This window comes from Pseudomonas pichavaramensis, assembly GCF_050473265.1.
Classification (GTDB): Bacteria; Pseudomonadota; Gammaproteobacteria; order Pseudomonadales; family Pseudomonadaceae; genus Aquipseudomonas.
In genome coordinates, this window is record NZ_JBJKFJ010000005.1 from 306,153 (window position 1) to 324,055 (window position 17,903).

Consider the following 17,903-nt stretch of genomic DNA (forward strand, 5'->3'; position numbering starts at 1 on the left):
AACTCGTAAACTGCGCTTTTTCGCCTGTTTTTGCCTTGCACTGGCTGCCTCGCCTACGTTTTTCAACGGCCTGCTTGCGGCGGATGTGGGGCATAATAACAAACATCAATCTCAACGAAAGCGCCGCCATGATTGTCGATTTGCATTGCCACAGCACCGCCTCCGATGGCGCCCTGGCCCCCGCCGTACTGGTGGCGCGGGCCCATGAGCGCGGCGTGCGTGTGCTGGCACTGACCGACCATGACACGCTGGAAGGCCTCGACGAAGCACGTAGCGCTGCAGCGGCGCTGGATATGCGTCTGGTCAACGGTATCGAGCTGTCCTGCACCTGGGGCGGTGCCACCATTCATGTGCTGGGCTATGCCTTCGAACGCGAAGCGCCTGCGCTGCGCGACGCCATCGAGGCCCTGCATCATGGTCGCTGGCAGCGCGCCGAGGAAATCGACCGGCGTCTGGCGGTCAAAGGTATGCCGGGTGCTCTGCAGGGGGCTCGGGCCGTACAGCAGGAGCTGGGGGACAGTGGCAACGCACCGGCGCGGCCACATTTTGCCGAGTTCCTGGTGCGCGCCGGCCATGTGCGTGATCGCGCCGAGGCATTTCGCAAATGGCTGGGCTCGGGCAAGCTGGGTGATGTGAAACAGCATTGGCCGACGTTGGAAGAAACCCTCGCCACCTTGCGTTCGGCCAGAGCGTGGATCAGCCTGGCGCATCCGTGGCAGTACGACTTTACTCGCAGTAAGCGTCGTCGTCTGGTGGCCGATTTCGCGGCACTGGGCGGGCATGCTCTGGAGGTGGTAAATGGTATGCAGCCAGCGGAGCAGGTCGGTGGCCTGGCGATTCTGGCGCGCGAATTTGGCTTGATGGCCAGTGTCGGCAGCGATTTCCATGCGCCGGGTGACTGGTCCGAACTGGGCATGTATCGCCCATTGCCCGACGACCTGACGGCGCTCTGGGAGCGCTTCGAACATGCACAGCCATCCGCTGTCACTTCATGAGCAGGGAGCAAGCGTGAGTCAATTTTTCCAGGTTCACCCGGAAAACCCCCAAGCGCGCCTGATAAAACAGGCCGTGGAAATCATTCGCGGCGGTGGTGTGGTGGTCTATCCGACCGACTCCTCCTACGCCCTGGGCTGCGCCATCGGCGACAAGAATGCGGTAGAGCGCATCCGTCGCCTGCGCCAGCTCGACGACAAGCACAACTTCACCCTGGTCTGCCGCGATCTGTCGCAGATCGGCCTGTTCGCCAAGGTCGACACCGCAGCCTTTCGCCTGCTGAAGAACCATACGCCAGGCCCTTACACCTTCATCCTCAACGCCACGCGTGAAGTGCCGCGCATGCTGCTGCATCCCAAGCGTCGCACCATCGGCATTCGCGTACCCAGCCATCCCATCGCCCTGGCGCTGCTGGAGCAGCTCGGCGAACCCCTGATGAGCGTCAGCCTGATCATGCCGGGCGACGAGCTGCCGATGTCCGACCCCTACGAGATGCGCCCGATTCTCGAGCACCATGTCGACCTGATCATCGACGGTGGCTTCGGCGGGCTGGAGGCCTCTACCGTGGTCAATCTGGCGGACGACAGCCCTGAGGTTTTGCGCGTCGGCTGTGGCGATCCCGCGCCGTTTCACGATCTCTGAGCCGGTCTGTCACGCGCCTTTTCCGTTGTGAGTGCACCTGCCCTATACTCCGTGGCCTTGTCTGTATTTTGGGTAGAACGGTTTGAGCCTTAACGACTCCGAGCGTCGGGTGCTGTCAGGAATGCGTCCGAGCGGTCGTCTGCACCTCGGGCACTATCACGGCGTGCTGAAGAATTGGGTCAAGTTGCAGCACGAGTTCGATTGCTTCTTCTGCATCGTCGACTGGCATGCGCTGACCACTGAATACGCCGATGTCGGCGAGCTTTCTCAGCATGTCATGGACATGGCCGTGGACTGGCTGGCGGCCGGTGTCAGCCCCAGCTCGGCCACGCTGTTCGTGCAGTCGCAGGTGCCCGAGCACGCAGAGCTGCATCTGCTGCTGTCGATGATCTGCCCGCTGAGCTGGCTGGAGCGCGTGCCCTCCTACAAGGAGCAACAGGAAGGTCAGGCGGGCAAAGACCTCTCCACCTACGGCTTTCTCGGTTATCCGTTGCTGCAGGCCGCCGACATCCTGCTTTACCGTGCCGGGCAGGTTCCCGTCGGCGCGGATCAGCTGCCGCATATCGAATTCGCCCGCGAAGTGGCGCGCCGCTTCAACCATCTGTACGGCAGTGAGCCGGATTTCGAAGTGAAGGCCGAAGCGGCCATTGGCAAGCTGGGCAAGAAGCTCGGCAAGCTCTACAGCAGCTTGCGCAAGGCCTACCAGGAGCAGGGCGATGCGCAGGCCCTGGAAACCGCTCGTGCGCTGCTCAAGGAGCAGAGCACCTTGACTCTGGGTGATCAGGAGCGCTTGTTTGGTTACCTCGAGGGTGGCGGCAAGGTGATTCTCGCTGAGCCGCAACCCATCCTGACCGAGTTCTCGCGAGTACCGGGCCTGGATGGACAGAAGATGGCCAAGTCCAGCAGTAACGCAATTTTCCTGCGCGACAGCGATGCCGAGATTGAGGGGAAGCTGCGGCGCATGCCAACCGATCCGGCGCGCGTGCACCGTGATGACCCCGGTGAACCGCAGCGTTGCCCGGTCTGGTCGCTGCACCAACTGTACTCCAACGATGAGCAGTTGCACTGGGTTATCGACGGCTGTCGCAGCGCCTCGATCGGTTGTCTCGATTGCAAGAGTGCACTGTGCTCGTCGCTGCAGAGCGAACTGGCGCCTTTGCAGCAGCGTGCCATCGATTACGAGGACAGCCCGGACCTGGTCCGCAGCATCCTGGCCGAGGGCGCCGAACATGCCCGGGACGAGGCGCGTGAGACACTGGCTGAGGTGCGTATGGCCATGGGCCTGAACTATCGCTGAAGGAGTGTCTGTCGTGACTGAACCCGCCTCGCCCACTGTGGACAGCCAGGCCGGCGCCCAGCAGGAGCTGCCGTTCGCCCTGGTATATGGCGAGGCGGTCACTGAGCTGCCGCTGGATCTGTACATTCCTCCGGATGCGCTCGAGGTCTTTCTTGAAGCCTTCGAAGGGCCGTTGGATCTGCTGCTCTATCTGATTCGCAAACAGAACATCGACATCCTCGATATTCCTGTCGCGGAAATCACCAAGCAGTACATGGGCTATGTCGAGCTGATGAAGTCGGTGCGCCTGGAGCTGGCCGCCGAGTATCTGGTCATGGCCGCCATGCTCGCCGAAATCAAGTCGCGCATGCTCTTGCCACGTTCGACCGAGACCGAAGAGGAAGAAGACGACCCGCGCGCCGAGCTGATACGCCGTCTCCAAGAGTACGAACGCTTCAAGTCGGCTGCCGAAGATCTGGATGAATTGCCGCGGGTTGGGCGAGACGTTGTCGTGCCCAGGCTGGATGCCCCCGATGCCAGGGCGCGCAAGCTGCTACCGGATGTCAGCCTGGAAGAGGTGCTGCTGTCGATGGCTGAGGTGATGAGACGCGCTGATATGTTCGAAAGCCATCAGGTGACCCGTGAGGCGCTGTCTACCCGCGAACGCATGAGTGAAGTGCTGGAGCGTCTCAAATACGGCAATTTTGTTCCCTTTGTCGATTTGTTCGCCGTCGAAGAAGGGCGGCTTGGCGTCGTGGTGACTTTCATGGCAGTTCTTGAATTGATCAAGGAATCTCTGGTCGAGCTGGTGCAGAATGAGCCTTTCGCCGCCATCCATGTCCGAGCCCGAGCCGAATGAACCTGAACGACCCTCATGAACTGGCTCGGTTGCTCGAAGCCTTTTTGTTGGCCTCCGGCAAGGCGCAGTCGCTCGAGCGTCTTTCTGAGCTGTTCGAGGAAGGTGAGCGGCCCGAGCCTGAGCAGTTCAAGGCCGCGCTGGAACTCTTGCGTCAGTCCTGCGAGGGACGTGCCTTCGAGTTGAAGGAAGTGGCCTCGGGCTACCGCCTGCAGGTGCGTGAACGTTTTGCACCCTGGGTCGGGCGGTTGTGGGAAGAGCGGCCGCAGCGCTACTCCCGTGCACTGCTGGAGACCCTGGCGCTGATCGCCTATCGCCAGCCGATCACCCGCGGTGAAATCGAGGATGTGCGTGGCGTGGCGGTCAATAGCAACATCACCAAGACGTTGCTCGAGCGCGAGTGGATTCGTGTGGTGGGTTATCGCGACGTGCCCGGGCGCCCGGCGATGTTCGCCACTACCAAGGGCTTTCTCGATCATTTCAATCTCAAGAGTCTCGACGAGCTGCCGCCGCTGGCAGCCCTGCGCGAACTGGAGCCCGAGCCGGAGCTGGCCCTGGATGATGACGCCGAGGTGCCTGAGGCGTTGCAGGCGCGCGCCGACTTGGCCTTGCAGGACGAGGGCGAGGTCGCCGAACCGCGCGAGGAAACCAGCTTCCGCAGCCTGCTGGCCGAGCTGGACGACATGGAGCAAGGACTCAAGACCGATTTCGATGACCTGCGCCTGAGTGAAGAGAGTGAGGATGAGGTCGTTGAGGCGGACCTGGACGGCGACGAGCCGTTGCATTGATATCCTTTAAGCCGTTTATCGAATACTTCAATCTCGCTGCGTATCGCTCGACCTTTATTCTGGCGCTCATCCGATTCTTCCCGGTCCTGGAGCGCCAATGAGCAAGAGTCCCTGTATCAAGGTTTGCGAGTTCGAGCAGGATATCTGTTTGGGCTGCGGCCGCAGTCGCCAGGAAATCAAAGGCTGGAAACGTCTGGACAAGCACGAGCGTCTGGCGCTGCTGGCTAAGGCCGATATGCGCTTGCTGGCGCTGGAGGCCACCGGCAGGCGCAAGTACTGACCGCTCATCTGCTGTAGGCGCCGGGCCTCGCGGCGAATGGCGGCGCGTCTGCACGTAAACGTTTGCTTCTACCGCCGCAGTATCGTCTACCCTATGGGCTCTACAGCGCGTATGATGCGCGCCCTTCGATCATCCATTACTACACCGGGAGGTGCCCAAGATGACTGAGCACGAACAACCGCGTCCTGCAGGCGAGAAATTGCAGAAAGTCCTGGCTCGTATGGGCCTTGCCTCGCGTCGCGAAATGGAGACCTGGATCACTGAGGGTCGCGTCAAGGTCAATGGCGCTACTGCAACCCTTGGCCAGCGCGTCGACAGCCACGACGCCATCGCGCTCGATGGGCGTTTGCTCAAGCGTGAAGAAATCACCGGCTCGGTACGTCGCGTGCTGATCTACAACAAGCCCGATGGCGAAATCTGCACGCGTGACGACCCGGAAGGCCGTCCTACCGTATTCGACCGTTTGCCGCGTCCGAAAGAAGGGCGTTGGATCAATATCGGCCGTCTCGACATCAACACCACGGGCCTGCTGCTGTTCACCACCGATGGTGAGCTGGCCAACCGCCTGATGCACCCGTCCTACCAGATGGACCGCGAATATGCGGTGCGGGTACGCGGTGAGGTGACCGAGGAGATGCTGGAGAACCTGAAGAAGGGCGTCATGCTCGAGGACGGTCCGGCCAAGTTCACCGATATCAAGGAAGCGCCGGGTGGCGAAGGCTTCAATCACTGGTATCACTGCGTGGTGATGGAAGGCCGCAACCGCGAAGTGCGCCGTCTTTGGGAATCCCAGGGACTGGTGGTCAGCCGTCTGAAGCGCGTGCGCTTCGGCCCGGTGTTCCTGACCTCCAACCTGACCATGGGACGCTGGCGCGAGATGGATCAGCGCGAAGTGGACATTCTCAGCGCTGAAGTTGGCCTGACCCCGCAGGCGTTGCCGGCGATGAAGGAAAAGACCCGCGACAAGCTTGATCGCCTGCAGCGCAAGTCGGCCAAACCCGTGGAGGTGCGTGGCAAGCGCGTGCTGCGTCCGGCCAAAGACGAGGCTGCCGGTGAAAGCGCTCGCGCGCCGCGCAGGGGCGGTGATGAACGCCGTGAGAATGGCCGTGGTACGCCGGTCGCCGAACGTCCGGGCGATACCAAGAAGCGCCAACCGCGTCCGGCGGTCGAACTGGCCGATCGCCCTGCGCGCAAGCCGCGCCCGGCATCGCCGGACAAGCGTTCGCCCTCTGCTGATGGGCAGCGCCCAGGCTTTGGCCGCAAGCGCTGAATAACGAAAAAGGGACTCCATGGAGTCCCTTTTTTATCGTCTGAAGGGGGCGTTCAACCAGCCATCGACAGGCGATTGCGGCCTTCGCGTTTGGCCACGTATAGCGCGCTGTCGGCGCGGCGCAGCAGGCTTTCACTCGACTCCCCGGGCAGCAGGCTGGCGCAGCCCAGGCTGATCGATACGTCGATGGGGCGCCCCGCATCCAGGCATTGCAGTTCCATCACCGCAAAGCGCAGGCGCTCGCCCACCAGTGCAGCCCCTTCGCGACTGGTGCCCGAGAGGACGACCAGAAATTCCTCGCCGCCGAAGCGAAACACCATGTCGATGTTGCGCAGCTGGTTTTTCAGGGTCTGCGCCACGGCCTTGAGTACTTCGTCGCCCAGTGCATGACCGTGGTTGTCGTTGATCGACTTGAAGTGGTCGATGTCCAGCATCAGCAGAGACAGCGGCTGCAGGTTGCGGCGGGCCAGATCCACCTCGCGTTGCAGCACCTGATCCATGGCGATGCGGTTGCCGGTGTCGGTCAGCGGGTCGCGCAGCGCGCTTTGCAGGGCCGTGCGGTAGAGCAGAGCGTTACGCAGCGGGAACAACAGGCAGGCCAGCAGCGCCTCCAGCTGCGTCAGCTCCTCTTCGGAAAAGCGTTGCTTGCGACGGAAGATCAGCTCACCCAGGTATTCACCTTCATGGCTCAGGCGATAGCCGGCCGAATGTGGCGCCCGCTCTCCCAGCTCCAGGCGCAGGTCGTGCGATGGGTGCTGGAAAGCCAGAGCATCGAGTGACACCAGTCGCTGCACCTCGCGGAAGAACAGGTTGAGAATGCGCTCCACGTCCAGACTGGTCTGCAGTTGCAGGCTCAGTTTGTGGCGCAATTCGACCAGGCTGGCGGGCTTGAGCGGCAGGTTGCGGGTGCCGGTGAAGCCGAGACGCTGCAACTTGGCGGCATCGAAATCGATGGTGTTGGACTGGCTGGGGGGAACCATGGAGCTGAACCTCTGGCGCGATGGGTGCGACGAGAGGGTTAGAGCGAATTTCGTGCCAGGTGGTTCAGATGAGCTGAAATACCTGTGAAGTCAGTCACTTAGATGGATTATGAAATGGTGTGTGGCAATTGCTTGCCGGTTGTCTGACGCCGATGCTGGCAATGTGCTGCCGCCAGGTCGGGGTGGTGGCAAATTTCTGTCATGTTGCGGGCGCAGATGTCTGCGGCCCGCAACAGGTAGATCACTGGGCGTCGAAGGCCTGACCGTTGACCTCTTTACTGTCCGGCCCCATCAGGTAGAGGTACAGCGGCATGATGTCTTCGGGTTGGGGGCGGGTGGCCGGGTTCTCGCCCGGATAGGCCTGGGCGCGCATGTCGGTGCGGGTCGCGCCTGGGTTGATGCTGTTGGCGCGTACGTTGCTGATGCCATCCAGCTCATCGGCCATGACCTGCATCAGGCCTTCGGTGGCGAACTTGGAGACCGCGTATGCGCCCCAGTAAGCGCGCCCCTTGCGCCCGACGCTGCTGGAGGTGAAGGCCACGGAGGCATCCGCCGACAGCTTGAGCAGCGGCAACAGGGTGCTGCTGAGCATGAACATGGCGTTGACGTTGACGTGCATCACGCGCATGAAGTTGTCGCCGGAGAGCTGTTCCAGCGGCGTGCGCGGGCCAAGGATGGAGGCGTTGTGCAGCAGGCCGTCGAGGCGGCCGAATTCGTTCTCGATCATCACCGCCAGCTCGTCGTACTGGTGCGGCAGGGCGGTTTCCAGATTGAAGGGAATGACCACCGGTTGCGGATGGCCGGCGGCTTCGATCTCGTCGTAGACCTGGCTCAGGTTGGCTTCGGTCTTGCCAAGCAGTAGTACGGTCGCTTCATGGGCGGCGAAACTCTTGGCGGCCGCAGCGCCGATACCGCGGCCAGCGCCGGTGATCAGGATTACGCGATCCTTGAGCAGGTCTGGGCGGGCGCTGTAATCGAACATGTTCAGGGTCCTTCGGGGTATTGATGAGAAGGGCGGGCCTGGCCCGCCAGATAGCCTGAGCGCGCTACGGCATCAGCAGCTGCACAGAGCGCGGTCGAGAACTGCGCGCAGCTCCTGGGGGTGATCCACGACCACGTCGGCGCCCCAGTTGCGTGGGTTGTCTTCGGGGTGGATGTAGCCGTAGGTCACTGCTGCGGTGCGGCAGCCTGCAGCGCGGCCCGATTCGATATCGCGGGCATCATCGCCAATGAACAGCACTTCTTCAGGCTGGACACCCATTTGCTGGCAGGCGAGCAGGAGCATATCCGGGGCAGGTTTGCTCTGCTTGACGTGATCCGGGCAGACCAGCACGGCGGAGCGCTCGGCAAGATTCAGGCGTTGCATGATCGGCTCGGCGTAGCGCAGCGGTTTGTTGGTGGCGACGCCCCATTGCAGGCGGGCCAGCTCGATATCGCCAAGCAGGGCCTCGATGCCATCGAACGGGCGCGTCAGAACCGCGCAGTGTTCCTGGTAGCGCTCAAGAAACTCCTGGCGCAGGGCTTCGAAGGCGGCTGATTCCGGATCCTCGTCGAAGGCGCAGGCCACCATGGCGCGCGCGCCGCCGGACACCTGGTCGCGAATGGCCTTGTCCGGCAGCGGCGACAGGCCGCGGGCGGCGCGCATGGCCTGGGTGATGGCGATGAAGTCCGGCGCCGAGTCGAGCAGGGTGCCGTCCATGTCGAACAGAACTGCTTTCAAACGCATGCGGGCTACTCCTTGCGCAGCGTCTGGATCATGTAATTGACGTCGACGTCGGCTTCCAGTTTGTAGTGCTTGGTCAGCGGGTTGTAGGTCAGGCCGATGATGTCCTTGACCTCCAGCCCGGCCGCGCGGCTCCAGGCACCGAGCTCGGAGGGGCGGATGAACTTCTTGAAATCGTGGGTGCCGCGCGGCAGCAGGCGCAGGATGTACTCGGCACCGATCACCGCGAACAGGTAGGCCTTGGGGTTGCGGTTGATGGTGGAGAAGAACACCTGGCCGCCCGGCTTGACCAGCTTGTGGCAGGCGCGGATTACCGAGGAAGGATCGGGTACGTGCTCGAGCATCTCCAGGCAGGTGACCACGTCGAACTGACCGGGCATCTCCTCGGCCATGGCTTCGGCGGTGATCTGCCGGTACTCGACCTCGACGCCGGACTCCAGCTGATGCAGCTGGGCGACGGAGAGCGGGGCTTCGCCCATGTCGATGCCGGTTACACTGGCGCCGCGCTGGGCCATGGCTTCGCTGAGGATGCCGCCGCCACAGCCGACGTCGAGCACGCGCTTGCCAGCCAGGCTGACGCGTTCATCGATCCAGTTGACCCGCAGTGGGTTGATGTCGTGCAGAGGCTTGAACTCGCTCTCACGGTCCCACCAGCGGTGTGCCAGTGCCTCGAATTTGGCGATTTCGGCGCGGTCGACGTTGCTCATAAGCATCTCTTTCAAAGCATGGAAAGCATATTGCCGCTATGTTGCCAGTTTAAGAACGGGCTTGGGGCGGCGCGGATTCGTTCAATGTATGTCAGTTTGTCGCAGCTGTTTGGGAATGTTGTCGCGCCCAAGGTTCATCGGCTGCTCATTCATTTCATTCATGCGCGGTCTGCCCCTCTTCCATTTGTGGGAGAGGGTTGGAGAGAGGGGAGGATAAGCAATATTACTTGCTGGCAATCTTCTCTCCCCACTGCCTGGCCTTGGTGATCAGCTCGCGCTCGTCCATCCGGGTCAGGCGGCCGTCGTCGAGCAACTGCTTGCCGCCCACCCAGAGGTGTTTTACGCAGTCGCGGCCGCTGGCGTAGACGAGCTGCGATACCGGGTCGTAGATCGGTTGCTGGGCCAGGCCGGAGAGGTCGAAGGCGACGAGGTCGGCCAGCTTGCCGGTTTCCAGTGAGCCGACCTGGGCGTCCAGGCCGAGGGCGCGGGCGCCGTTGAGGGTGGCCATACGCAGCGCGCTATGGGCGCTCAAGGCGGTGGCCGAGCCGGATACGGCCTTGGCCAGCAGGGCGGCGGTGCGCGTTTCGCCGAGCAGGTCGAGGTCGTTGTTGCTGGCGGCGCCGTCAGTGCCGATGGCGACGTTGACGCCGGCCTGCCACAGGCGTTCGACCGGGCAGAAGCCGCTGGCCAGCTTGAGGTTGGACTCCGGGCAGTGGATGACGCTGCAGTTGTGTTCCACCAGCAGCGCCAGGTCGTCATCGTCGATCTGCGTCATGTGCACGGCCTGGAAACGCGGGCCGAGTAGGCCCAGGCGGGCAAGGCGGGCCAGCGGACGCTCACCGTGCTTGGTGATGGCCTCGGCCACTTCCTGGGCGGTTTCATGTACGTGCATGTGAATGCCGGCATCCAGCTCGTCGGCCAGCATGCGCACCTGTTCCAGCTTGTCGTCGCTGACCGTATAGGGTGCGTGCGGGCCGAAGGCGATGCGGATGCGCGGGTGCTGCTTGAGGTCGTCGAACAGTTGCAGGCCCTTGCGCAGCGCCTCGTCAGCATTGAGGGCGCCAGGGACGGGGAAATCCAGCACGGGCACGGTGATTTGCGCGCGCATGCCGGCTTTGTGTACGCACTCGACGGCCGTTTGCGGGTAGAAGTACATGTCGGAGAAGCAGCTGATGCCGCCCTTGATCTGTTCGGCAATGGCCAGGTCGGTACCATCACGAACGAATTCATCATCGACCCATTGACCCTCGGCCGGCCAGATGTGCTCGTGCAGCCAGGTCATCAGCGGCAGGTCGTCGGCGATGCCGCGCAGCAGGGTCATCGCCGCATGGCCGTGGGCGTTGATCAGGCCGGGCGCGAGCAGGCAGTCTGGCAGCTCGCGCACCTCGCTTGCGGCATGGCGCAAGGCTTCTTCGCGGGGGGCGATCAGGGCGATCTGCCCGTTGCGAATCCCCAGGCCGTGTTCGCGCAGCACCACGCCAGCCGGCTCCACGGGCACCAGCCAGGTCGGCAGGAGCAGAAGGTCGAGAGGGGCTTGGGGCATGAGTGCGTGTCCGTCTGGCTTGAAGGCTGCATGGAAGGCCGCCAGTGTATAGATGAACGCGCGTTGCTTGAAGTCGCCGGGGCTGCTGGATTGTTCGGTTAACGCCTGCTTCTCTGCGTATAATTCGCGATTTTTTGATGGTTAAGGATGGGGTGCGCGATGCGCGAGCAATTGCTGGCGGTGGAGAAGGTCCAGGCAATCGAGTGGCGCGAGGGTGCACTTTATCTGCTCGATCAGCGCCTGCTGCCGCATAGGCAGACCTGGTTGCGCTTCGATTCCGCTGCATTGGTGGCGGATGCGATTCGCAACATGGTGGTTCGTGGAGCCCCGGCGATCGGTATTGCTGCTGCCTATGGGCTGGTGCTGGCGGTGCGCGCCAGATTGCAGGCCGGTGGTGACTGGCGTGATGCACTGGAGTCTGACTTCGCTCGTCTCGAACAGTCGCGTCCCACGGCGGTGAATCTGTTCTGGGCTCTGCAGCGCATGCGTGAGCGCCTGGCGCGGATCAAGGATGACGAGCAGGCACTGCAGCAGCTGGAGGCCGAGGCAATCGGCATTCACGCCAGCGACCGCGAGGCCAACCTGACCATGGCGCAACTGGGCATGGAACTGATCCGCAAGCACCAGGGCAACCCGCAGGTGTTGCTGACTCACTGCAATGCCGGTGCGCTGGCGACCGGTGGTTTCGGCACGGCGCTCGGGGTCATCCGCGCTGCGTACCTGGAAGGGCTGGTCGAGCACGTTTATGTCGATGAGACCCGTCCCTGGTTGCAGGGCGCGCGCCTGACCGCCTGGGAGTTGGCCGGCGACGGCGTACCGGTCAGCCTCAATGTCGATGCGGCGGCCGCGCATCTTATGAAGACCAAGGGCATCACCTGGGTGATCGTGGGGGCTGATCGCATCACCGCCAATGGCGATGTGGCGAACAAGATCGGCACCTATCAGCTGGCGGTCAACGCCATGCACCATGGGGTGCGGCTGATGGTGGTGGCGCCCAGTTCGACCATCGACATGAGCCTGGAAAGCGGCGAGGACATCTTGCTCGAAGAGCGCGATGGGCGGGAGCTGCTGGAAGTCGCTGGGCAGCGAGTGGCGGCGGATGTGCATGCGGTCAATCCGGTATTCGACGTGACGCCGGCGGATCTGGTCGACTACATCGTGACCGAGAAGGGCGTGGTCGAGCGTCCGGATAGCGCAAAGATGGCGCAGCTCATGTGCCGCAAGCGCCTGCACTGAGCTTATCGAGCACAGTTTACTCATTGTGGGAGCCCGCCTCGGGGCGAAGCTCTTGTTTTTGCGGCTTTTCTTGCGCTTTGCCACCTTTGGGGCATGGGCCAGATGTGGTGGGATGGCCGCCATTCGCCGCGGGCAGCGGTGTTCGAAGCGTGGTGTAGGAGCCCCGCCCTCGGGGCGAAGCCTTTGCTTTCGTTGGCCGTGCGGCAGCTTCTGCAGGTTGGTCGTTTCGCCTCTTTCCGTCTTGTTTGCTTCGCTTCTTTGTGAGCTGGCTCGGGGTAGGTGTGCGGCACGCTTTGTGGTAATCTCCGGCAGTTTTCAGGGGCGCTCACCATGGCTCCCTTCACTGCATCGAATCGTGACATAACTCGTTGATTTGTCGTGAGTCGCTGATGGCTCGAAGCTATCGCGACGTGCTCCATGGCGTTCAGGAAGAATGACGCGGAGTTTCACCAGAAAAAGGAACCAGGCTTCTCATGGGCGAACTGGCCAAAGAAATCCTCCCGGTCAATATCGAAGACGAGCTGAAACAGTCCTACCTCGACTACGCGATGAGCGTGATCGTCGGGCGTGCGCTGCCGGATGCGCGCGATGGCTTGAAGCCTGTCCACCGTCGTGTGCTGTACGCCATGAGCGAACTGGGCAACGACTGGAACAAGCCCTACAAGAAATCCGCCCGTGTGGTCGGTGACGTGATCGGTAAATACCACCCGCACGGCGACACCGCGGTGTACGACACCATCGTGCGTATGGCGCAGGACTTCTCCCTGCGTTACCTGCTGGTCGACGGCCAGGGCAACTTCGGTTCGGTGGACGGCGACAACGCCGCGGCCATGCGATACACCGAGGTGCGCATGACCAAGCTGGCCCACGAGCTGCTGGCCGATCTGGAAAAGGAAACCGTCGACTGGGTGCCCAACTACGACGGCACCGAGCAGATTCCGGCGGTGATGCCGACCAAGGTGCCGAACCTGCTGGTCAACGGCTCGTCGGGTATCGCCGTAGGCATGGCAACCAACATCCCGCCGCACAACCTCACCGAGGTGATCGATGGCTGTCTGGCGCTGATGGACAACGCCGAGCTCACCGTCGATGAGCTGATGCAGTACATCCCCGGCCCGGATTTCCCCACCGCCGGCATCATCAACGGTCGCGCCGGGATCATCGAGGCCTATCGCACCGGCCGCGGGCGCATCTACATCCGTGCCCGCGTCGAGATCGAGGACATCGACAAGTCCGGCAACCGCCAACAGCTGGTGGTCACCGAGCTGCCGTACCAGCTGAACAAGGCGCGTCTGATCGAGAAGATCGCCGAGCTGGTCAAAGAGAAGAAGATCGAAGGCATCACCGAGCTGCGCGATGAGTCCGACAAGGACGGCATGCGCGTGGTGATCGAGCTGCGCCGTGGCGAAGTGCCGGACGTGGTGCTGAACAACCTGTACGCCCAGACCCAGATGCAGAGCGTGTTCGGCATCAACGTGGTGGCGCTGGTCGACGGTCAGCCGAAGACCATGAACCTCAAGGACATGCTTGAGGTATTCATCCGTCACCGCCGCGAAGTGGTGACCCGCCGTACCGTCTATGAGCTGCGCAAGGCGCGTGAGCGTGGCCATATCCTTGAAGGTCAGGCGGTTGCGCTGTCCAACATCGATCCGGTGATCGAGCTGATCAAAAGCTCGCCGACCCCGGCCGAAGCCAAGGAGCGCCTGCTCGCCACTGCCTGGGAGTCCAGTGCGGTGGAAACCATGGTCGAGCGCGCTGGCGCCGACTCCTGCCGCCCGGAAGGGCTGGATGAGCAATACGGCCTGCGCGACGGCAAGTACTACCTGTCGCCGGAACAGGCTCAGGCCATCCTCGAGCTGCGTCTGCACCGCCTGACCGGTCTGGAACACGAGAAGCTGCTGGCCGAGTACCAGGAAATCCTCGCTCTGATCGGCGAGCTGATCCGTATCCTGACCAGTCCCGAGCGTCTGATGGAAGTCATCCGCGAGGAGCTGGAAAAGGTCAAGGCCGAGTTCGGTGATGCGCGTCGTACCGAGATCATCGCTTCGCGTCAGGACCTGACCATTGCTGACCTGATCACCGAAGAAGAGCGCGTCGTCACCATCTCCCATGGCGGCTATGCCAAGAGCCAGCCGCTGGCAGCCTATGAGGCGCAGCGTCGCGGTGGCAAGGGCAAGTCGGCCACCGGGGTGAAGGACGAGGACTACGTCGAGCACCTGCTGGTCGCCAACAGCCACGCCACCCTGCTGCTGTTCTCCAGCAAGGGCAAGGTCTACTGGCTGCGCACCTTCGAGATTCCGGAGGCCTCGCGTACCGCACGCGGCCGTCCGCTGGTCAACCTGCTGCCGCTGGACGAGGGCGAGCGCATCACCGCGATGCTGCAAATCGACCTTGAAGCCCTGCAGCGTGATGCTGGCGATGAAGACGAACTCGACGAAAACGAAGGCGTGGTGATCGAGGGCGAAGCCGTCGAAGTGGCCGAAGCCGAAGAAGTCGAGGAAGTCGAGGGTGAAACCCCTGAGCTGGTCGCCGAGCCGACTGGCGCCTTCATCTTCATGGCCACCGCTTTCGGTACCGTGAAGAAAACCCCGCTGGTGCAGTTCAGCCGTCCGCGTAGCGCCGGCCTGATCGCTCTGCGCCTGGAAGAGGGCGACACCCTGATCGCTGCGGCCATCACCGATGGCGCCAAGGAAGTCATGCTGTTCTCCGACGCTGGCAAGGTGCTGCGCTTCGCCGAGAGCAAGGTACGCACCATGGGCCGTACCGCCCGCGGCGTGCGCGGCATGCGTCTGGGCAAGGATCAGGAGCTGATCTCCATGCTCATTCCTGAGTCCGGCGCGCAGATTCTCACCGCTTCCGAGCGTGGCTTCGGTAAACGTACCGGCCTGGGCAAATTCCCCCGTCGCGGCCGTGGCGGCCAGGGCGTGATCGCCATGGTCACCAGCGAGCGCAACGGCAAGCTGGTCGGTGCCATCCAGGTGCAGGACGGCGAGGAAATCATGCTGATTTCCGACCAGGGCACGCTGGTGCGTACCCGCGTCGACGAAGTCTCCAGCTCGGGTCGTAACACCCAGGGCGTCACGCTGATCAAGCTGGCCAAGGATGAAACCCTGGTCGGTCTGGAGCGTGTCCAGGAGCCGACGCCAGTCGAGGATGACGAACTGCTCGAAGGTGAGGAGAGTGTCGAGGTTGCCGAAGAAGGCGCCGAGGCAACGGTCACCGACGCCGAGGAAGGCAGCGAGGAATAAATACGCGCCTCGTGGGAGGGCTTCAGCCGCGGCTGTCGCCGCTGAAGCGCCTCCCACAGATCGCGGGTTCAGGTCGTAGGATGGGTTGGACCCATCTCAATGAATTGAGAGAAAAGAAGTGAGCAAGCGAGCTTTTAACTTCTGCGCCGGCCCGGCCGCGCTGCCGACCGCTGTACTGCAACGTGCCCAGGCCGAAATGCTCGACTGGCAGGGCAAGGGCCTGTCGGTCATGGAGATGAGTCACCGTAGCGATGAGTACGTGGCCATCGCCAGCCAGGCCGAACAGGACCTGCGCGATCTGCTCGCTGTGCCCAGTGATTACAAGGTGCTGTTCCTGCAGGGCGGCGCCAGCCAGCAGTTCGCCGAGATTCCGCTGAACCTGCTGCCGGAAGACGGCGTGGCGGATTACGTCGAGACCGGTATCTGGTCGAAGAAGGCCATCGAAGAAGCGCGTCGCTATGGCGCCATCAATGTCGCCGCCAGCGCCAAGGCGCATGACTATTTCGCCATTCCCGGGCAGAACGACTGGCAGCTGTCGAAAGACGCTGCCTACGTGCACTACTGCAGCAACGAAACCATCGGCGGCCTGCAGTTCGACTGGGTGCCGCAGGTGGGCGATACGCCTCTGGTGGTGGACATGTCTTCGGACATCCTTTCGCGGCCCATCGATGTGTCCCAGTTCGGCCTGATCTATGCCGGTGCGCAGAAGAACATCGGCCCCAGCGGCCTGGTGGTGGTAATCGTGCGTGAGGACCTGCTCGGCCGTGCTCGCAGCGCCTGCCCGACCATGCTCGACTACAAGATCTCGGCCGATAACGGCTCGATGTACAACACCCCGGCCACCTATTCCTGGTACCTGTCCGGCCTGGTGTTCCAGTGGCTGAAGGAGCAGGGCGGTGTCGAGGCGATGGAGCGCATCAACCGCGCCAAGAAAGACCTGTTGTACAAGGCCATCGACGGCAGCGATTTCTACAGCAACCCGGTCGCGCACAACGCGCGCTCCTGGATGAACGTGCCATTCCGTCTGGCCGACGAGAAGCTCGACAAGGTGTTCCTGGCCGGTGCCGACGAGCGTGGCCTGCTCAACCTCAAGGGGCACCGCTCGGTAGGTGGCATGCGTGCCTCCATTTACAACGCCGTCGGCCTGGATGCGGTCGAGGCGCTGGTGGCCTACATGGTCGAGTTCGAGAAGGAGCATGGCTGACATGTCGGAGCAGGAACTGCAGGCGCTGCGTGTGCGCATCGATAATCTCGATGAGCGCATTCTCGAGCTGATCAGCGACCGCGCGCGCTGCGCCGAAGAAGTGGCGCGGGTGAAGATGAAGGAGCTGAAGGAGGGCGAGTCGCCTGTCTTCTACCGTCCGGAGCGTGAGGCGCAGGTGCTCAAGCGCGTCATGGAGCGCAACCAGGGGCCGCTGGGCAACGAAGAGATGGCGCGGCTGTTTCGCGAAATCATGTCCTCCTGTCTGGCCCTGGAGAACCCGCTGAAAGTCGCCTACCTCGGCCCGGAAGGCACCTTCAGCCAGGCCGCGGCGATGAAGCACTTCGGTCATGCGGTGGTCAGCGTACCGATGGCCGCCATCGACGAGGTGTTCCGCGAGGTCGCCGCCGGAGCGGTGAACTTCGGCGTGGTGCCGGTGGAGAACTCCACCGAAGGGGCGATCAACCACACGCTGGACAGTTTCCTCGAGCACGACATGGTCATCTGCGGTGAGGTGGAGCTGCGCATTCACCACCACCTGCTGGTGGGCGAGACCACCAAGACCGACAAGATCACCCGTATCTATTCCCATGCCCAGTCGCTGGCGCAGTGCCGCAAGTGGCTGGATGCGCATTACCCCAATGTCGAGCGCGTGGCGGTTTCCAGCAATGCCGACGCCGCCAAACGGGTGAAGAGCGAGTGGAACAGCGCGGCCATTGCCGGCGACATGGCTGCCAACTTGTATGGTCTGACCAAGCTGGCCGAGAAGATCGAGGATCGCCCGGACAACTCCACGCGCTTCCTCATCATCGGCAGCCAGGAAGTACCGCCGACCGGCGATGACAAGACGTCGATCATCGTCTCGATGCGCAACAAGCCGGGCGCCTTGCACGAGCTGCTGGTGCCGTTCCATAACAACGGCATCGACCTGACCCGCATCGAGACCCGTCCGTCGCGTAGCGGCAAGTGGACCTACGTGTTCTTCATCGATTTCATCGGCCACCACCGCGACCCGCTGATCAAGGATGTACTTGAGAAGCTCGCCCAGGAGGCCGTAGCGCTGAAGGTTCTGGGCTCCTATCCCAAGGCGGTACTGTAAACCGCGTACCTGTGGGAGCGGCTTTAGCCGCGATATTCGCGATTGAGGTTGCTCCTGCGAA

Annotated in this window: 16 protein-coding genes; 11 read left to right on the top strand and 5 right to left on the bottom strand. The window is 62.7% G+C overall.

Annotated elements, in window-relative coordinates; genetic code table 11:
* The first annotated feature begins 128 nt into the window (after positions 1 to 128).
* The 7 genes from ACJRW5_RS10955 (at position 129) to rluB (ending at position 6,105) form a co-directional block, all read left to right on the top strand.
* Complete coding sequence (locus ACJRW5_RS10955) at positions 129 to 995, top strand: PHP domain-containing protein (protein ID WP_484570541.1); 867 nt, start codon at positions 129 to 131, stop codon at positions 993 to 995.
* Between the two features lie 13 nt (positions 996 to 1,008).
* Positions 1,009 to 1,635, top strand: a complete 627-nt coding sequence (locus ACJRW5_RS10960) for an L-threonylcarbamoyladenylate synthase (RefSeq protein ID WP_484570542.1) — start codon at positions 1,009 to 1,011, stop codon at positions 1,633 to 1,635.
* 82 nt (positions 1,636 to 1,717) lie between these two features.
* A complete protein-coding gene (locus ACJRW5_RS10965) occupies positions 1,718 to 2,932 on the top strand; it encodes a tryptophan--tRNA ligase (protein WP_484570543.1) in 1,215 nt (404 codons plus the stop codon).
* A 79-nt stretch (positions 2,933 to 3,011) separates the two neighbouring features.
* Entirely contained in the window at positions 3,012 to 3,770 is a 759-nt protein-coding gene (locus ACJRW5_RS10970) for a segregation and condensation protein A (protein WP_484570586.1), read from the top strand.
* On the top strand, positions 3,767 to 4,555 hold the full coding sequence (gene scpB / locus ACJRW5_RS10975) for an SMC-Scp complex subunit ScpB (protein ID WP_484570544.1): 789 nt from the start codon (positions 3,767 to 3,769) through the stop codon (positions 4,553 to 4,555). Before ACJRW5_RS10970 ends, scpB begins: the two co-directional genes overlap by 4 nt.
* Positions 4,556 to 4,652: 97 nt before the next feature.
* The gene (locus ACJRW5_RS10980) at positions 4,653 to 4,835 is read left to right on the top strand and encodes a DUF1289 domain-containing protein (protein ID WP_484570545.1); all 183 of its coding nucleotides are present in this window, start codon (positions 4,653 to 4,655) and stop codon (positions 4,833 to 4,835) included.
* A 160-nt stretch (positions 4,836 to 4,995) separates the two neighbouring features.
* Complete coding sequence (rluB, locus tag ACJRW5_RS10985; RefSeq protein ID WP_484570546.1) at positions 4,996 to 6,105, top strand: 23S rRNA pseudouridine(2605) synthase RluB; 1,110 nt, start codon at positions 4,996 to 4,998, stop codon at positions 6,103 to 6,105.
* Positions 6,106 to 6,158: 53 nt separating this feature from the next.
* Here the strand turns inward: rluB and ACJRW5_RS10990 are convergent, their stop codons facing one another.
* From ACJRW5_RS10990 to ACJRW5_RS11010, 5 genes are all read right to left on the bottom strand, one after another.
* Positions 6,159 to 7,085: a GGDEF domain-containing protein gene (locus tag ACJRW5_RS10990; protein ID WP_484570547.1), complete on the bottom strand. Its 927-nt coding sequence runs from the start codon at positions 7,083 to 7,085 to the stop codon at positions 6,159 to 6,161.
* 241 nt (positions 7,086 to 7,326) lie between these two features.
* Entirely contained in the window at positions 7,327 to 8,067 is a 741-nt protein-coding gene (locus ACJRW5_RS10995) for a YciK family oxidoreductase (RefSeq protein WP_484570548.1), read from the bottom strand.
* A 72-nt stretch (positions 8,068 to 8,139) separates the two neighbouring features.
* Positions 8,140 to 8,811, bottom strand: coding sequence for an N-acetylmuramic acid 6-phosphate phosphatase MupP (mupP, locus tag ACJRW5_RS11000; protein ID WP_484570549.1), 672 nt, complete (start codon positions 8,809 to 8,811; stop codon positions 8,140 to 8,142).
* Positions 8,812 to 8,816: 5 nt separating this feature from the next.
* The gene (gene ubiG / locus ACJRW5_RS11005; protein WP_484570550.1) at positions 8,817 to 9,515 is read right to left on the bottom strand and encodes a bifunctional 2-polyprenyl-6-hydroxyphenol methylase/3-demethylubiquinol 3-O-methyltransferase UbiG; all 699 of its coding nucleotides are present in this window, start codon (positions 9,513 to 9,515) and stop codon (positions 8,817 to 8,819) included.
* 223 nt (positions 9,516 to 9,738) lie between these two features.
* A complete protein-coding gene (locus ACJRW5_RS11010) occupies positions 9,739 to 11,058 on the bottom strand; it encodes a TRZ/ATZ family hydrolase (protein ID WP_484570551.1) in 1,320 nt (439 codons plus the stop codon).
* Positions 11,059 to 11,217: 159 nt separating this feature from the next.
* On the opposite strand from ACJRW5_RS11010, the gene mtnA reads away from it, so the two are divergent.
* From mtnA to pheA, 4 genes are all read left to right on the top strand, one after another.
* Positions 11,218 to 12,294, top strand: coding sequence for an S-methyl-5-thioribose-1-phosphate isomerase (mtnA, locus tag ACJRW5_RS11015; protein ID WP_484570552.1), 1,077 nt, complete (start codon positions 11,218 to 11,220; stop codon positions 12,292 to 12,294).
* Between the two features lie 473 nt (positions 12,295 to 12,767).
* A complete protein-coding gene (gene gyrA, locus ACJRW5_RS11020) occupies positions 12,768 to 15,542 on the top strand; it encodes a DNA gyrase subunit A (RefSeq protein WP_484570553.1) in 2,775 nt (924 codons plus the stop codon).
* A gap of 118 nt (positions 15,543 to 15,660) precedes the next feature.
* Entirely contained in the window at positions 15,661 to 16,746 is a 1,086-nt protein-coding gene (gene serC / locus ACJRW5_RS11025) for a 3-phosphoserine/phosphohydroxythreonine transaminase (protein ID WP_484570554.1), read from the top strand.
* A gap of 1 nt (position 16,747) precedes the next feature.
* Positions 16,748 to 17,842 carry a prephenate dehydratase gene (gene pheA, locus ACJRW5_RS11030; RefSeq protein ID WP_037054127.1) on the top strand — a complete coding sequence of 365 codons (1,095 nt, stop codon included), beginning with the start codon at positions 16,748 to 16,750 and terminating at the stop codon, positions 17,840 to 17,842.
* Positions 17,843 to 17,903 lie beyond the last annotated feature (61 nt).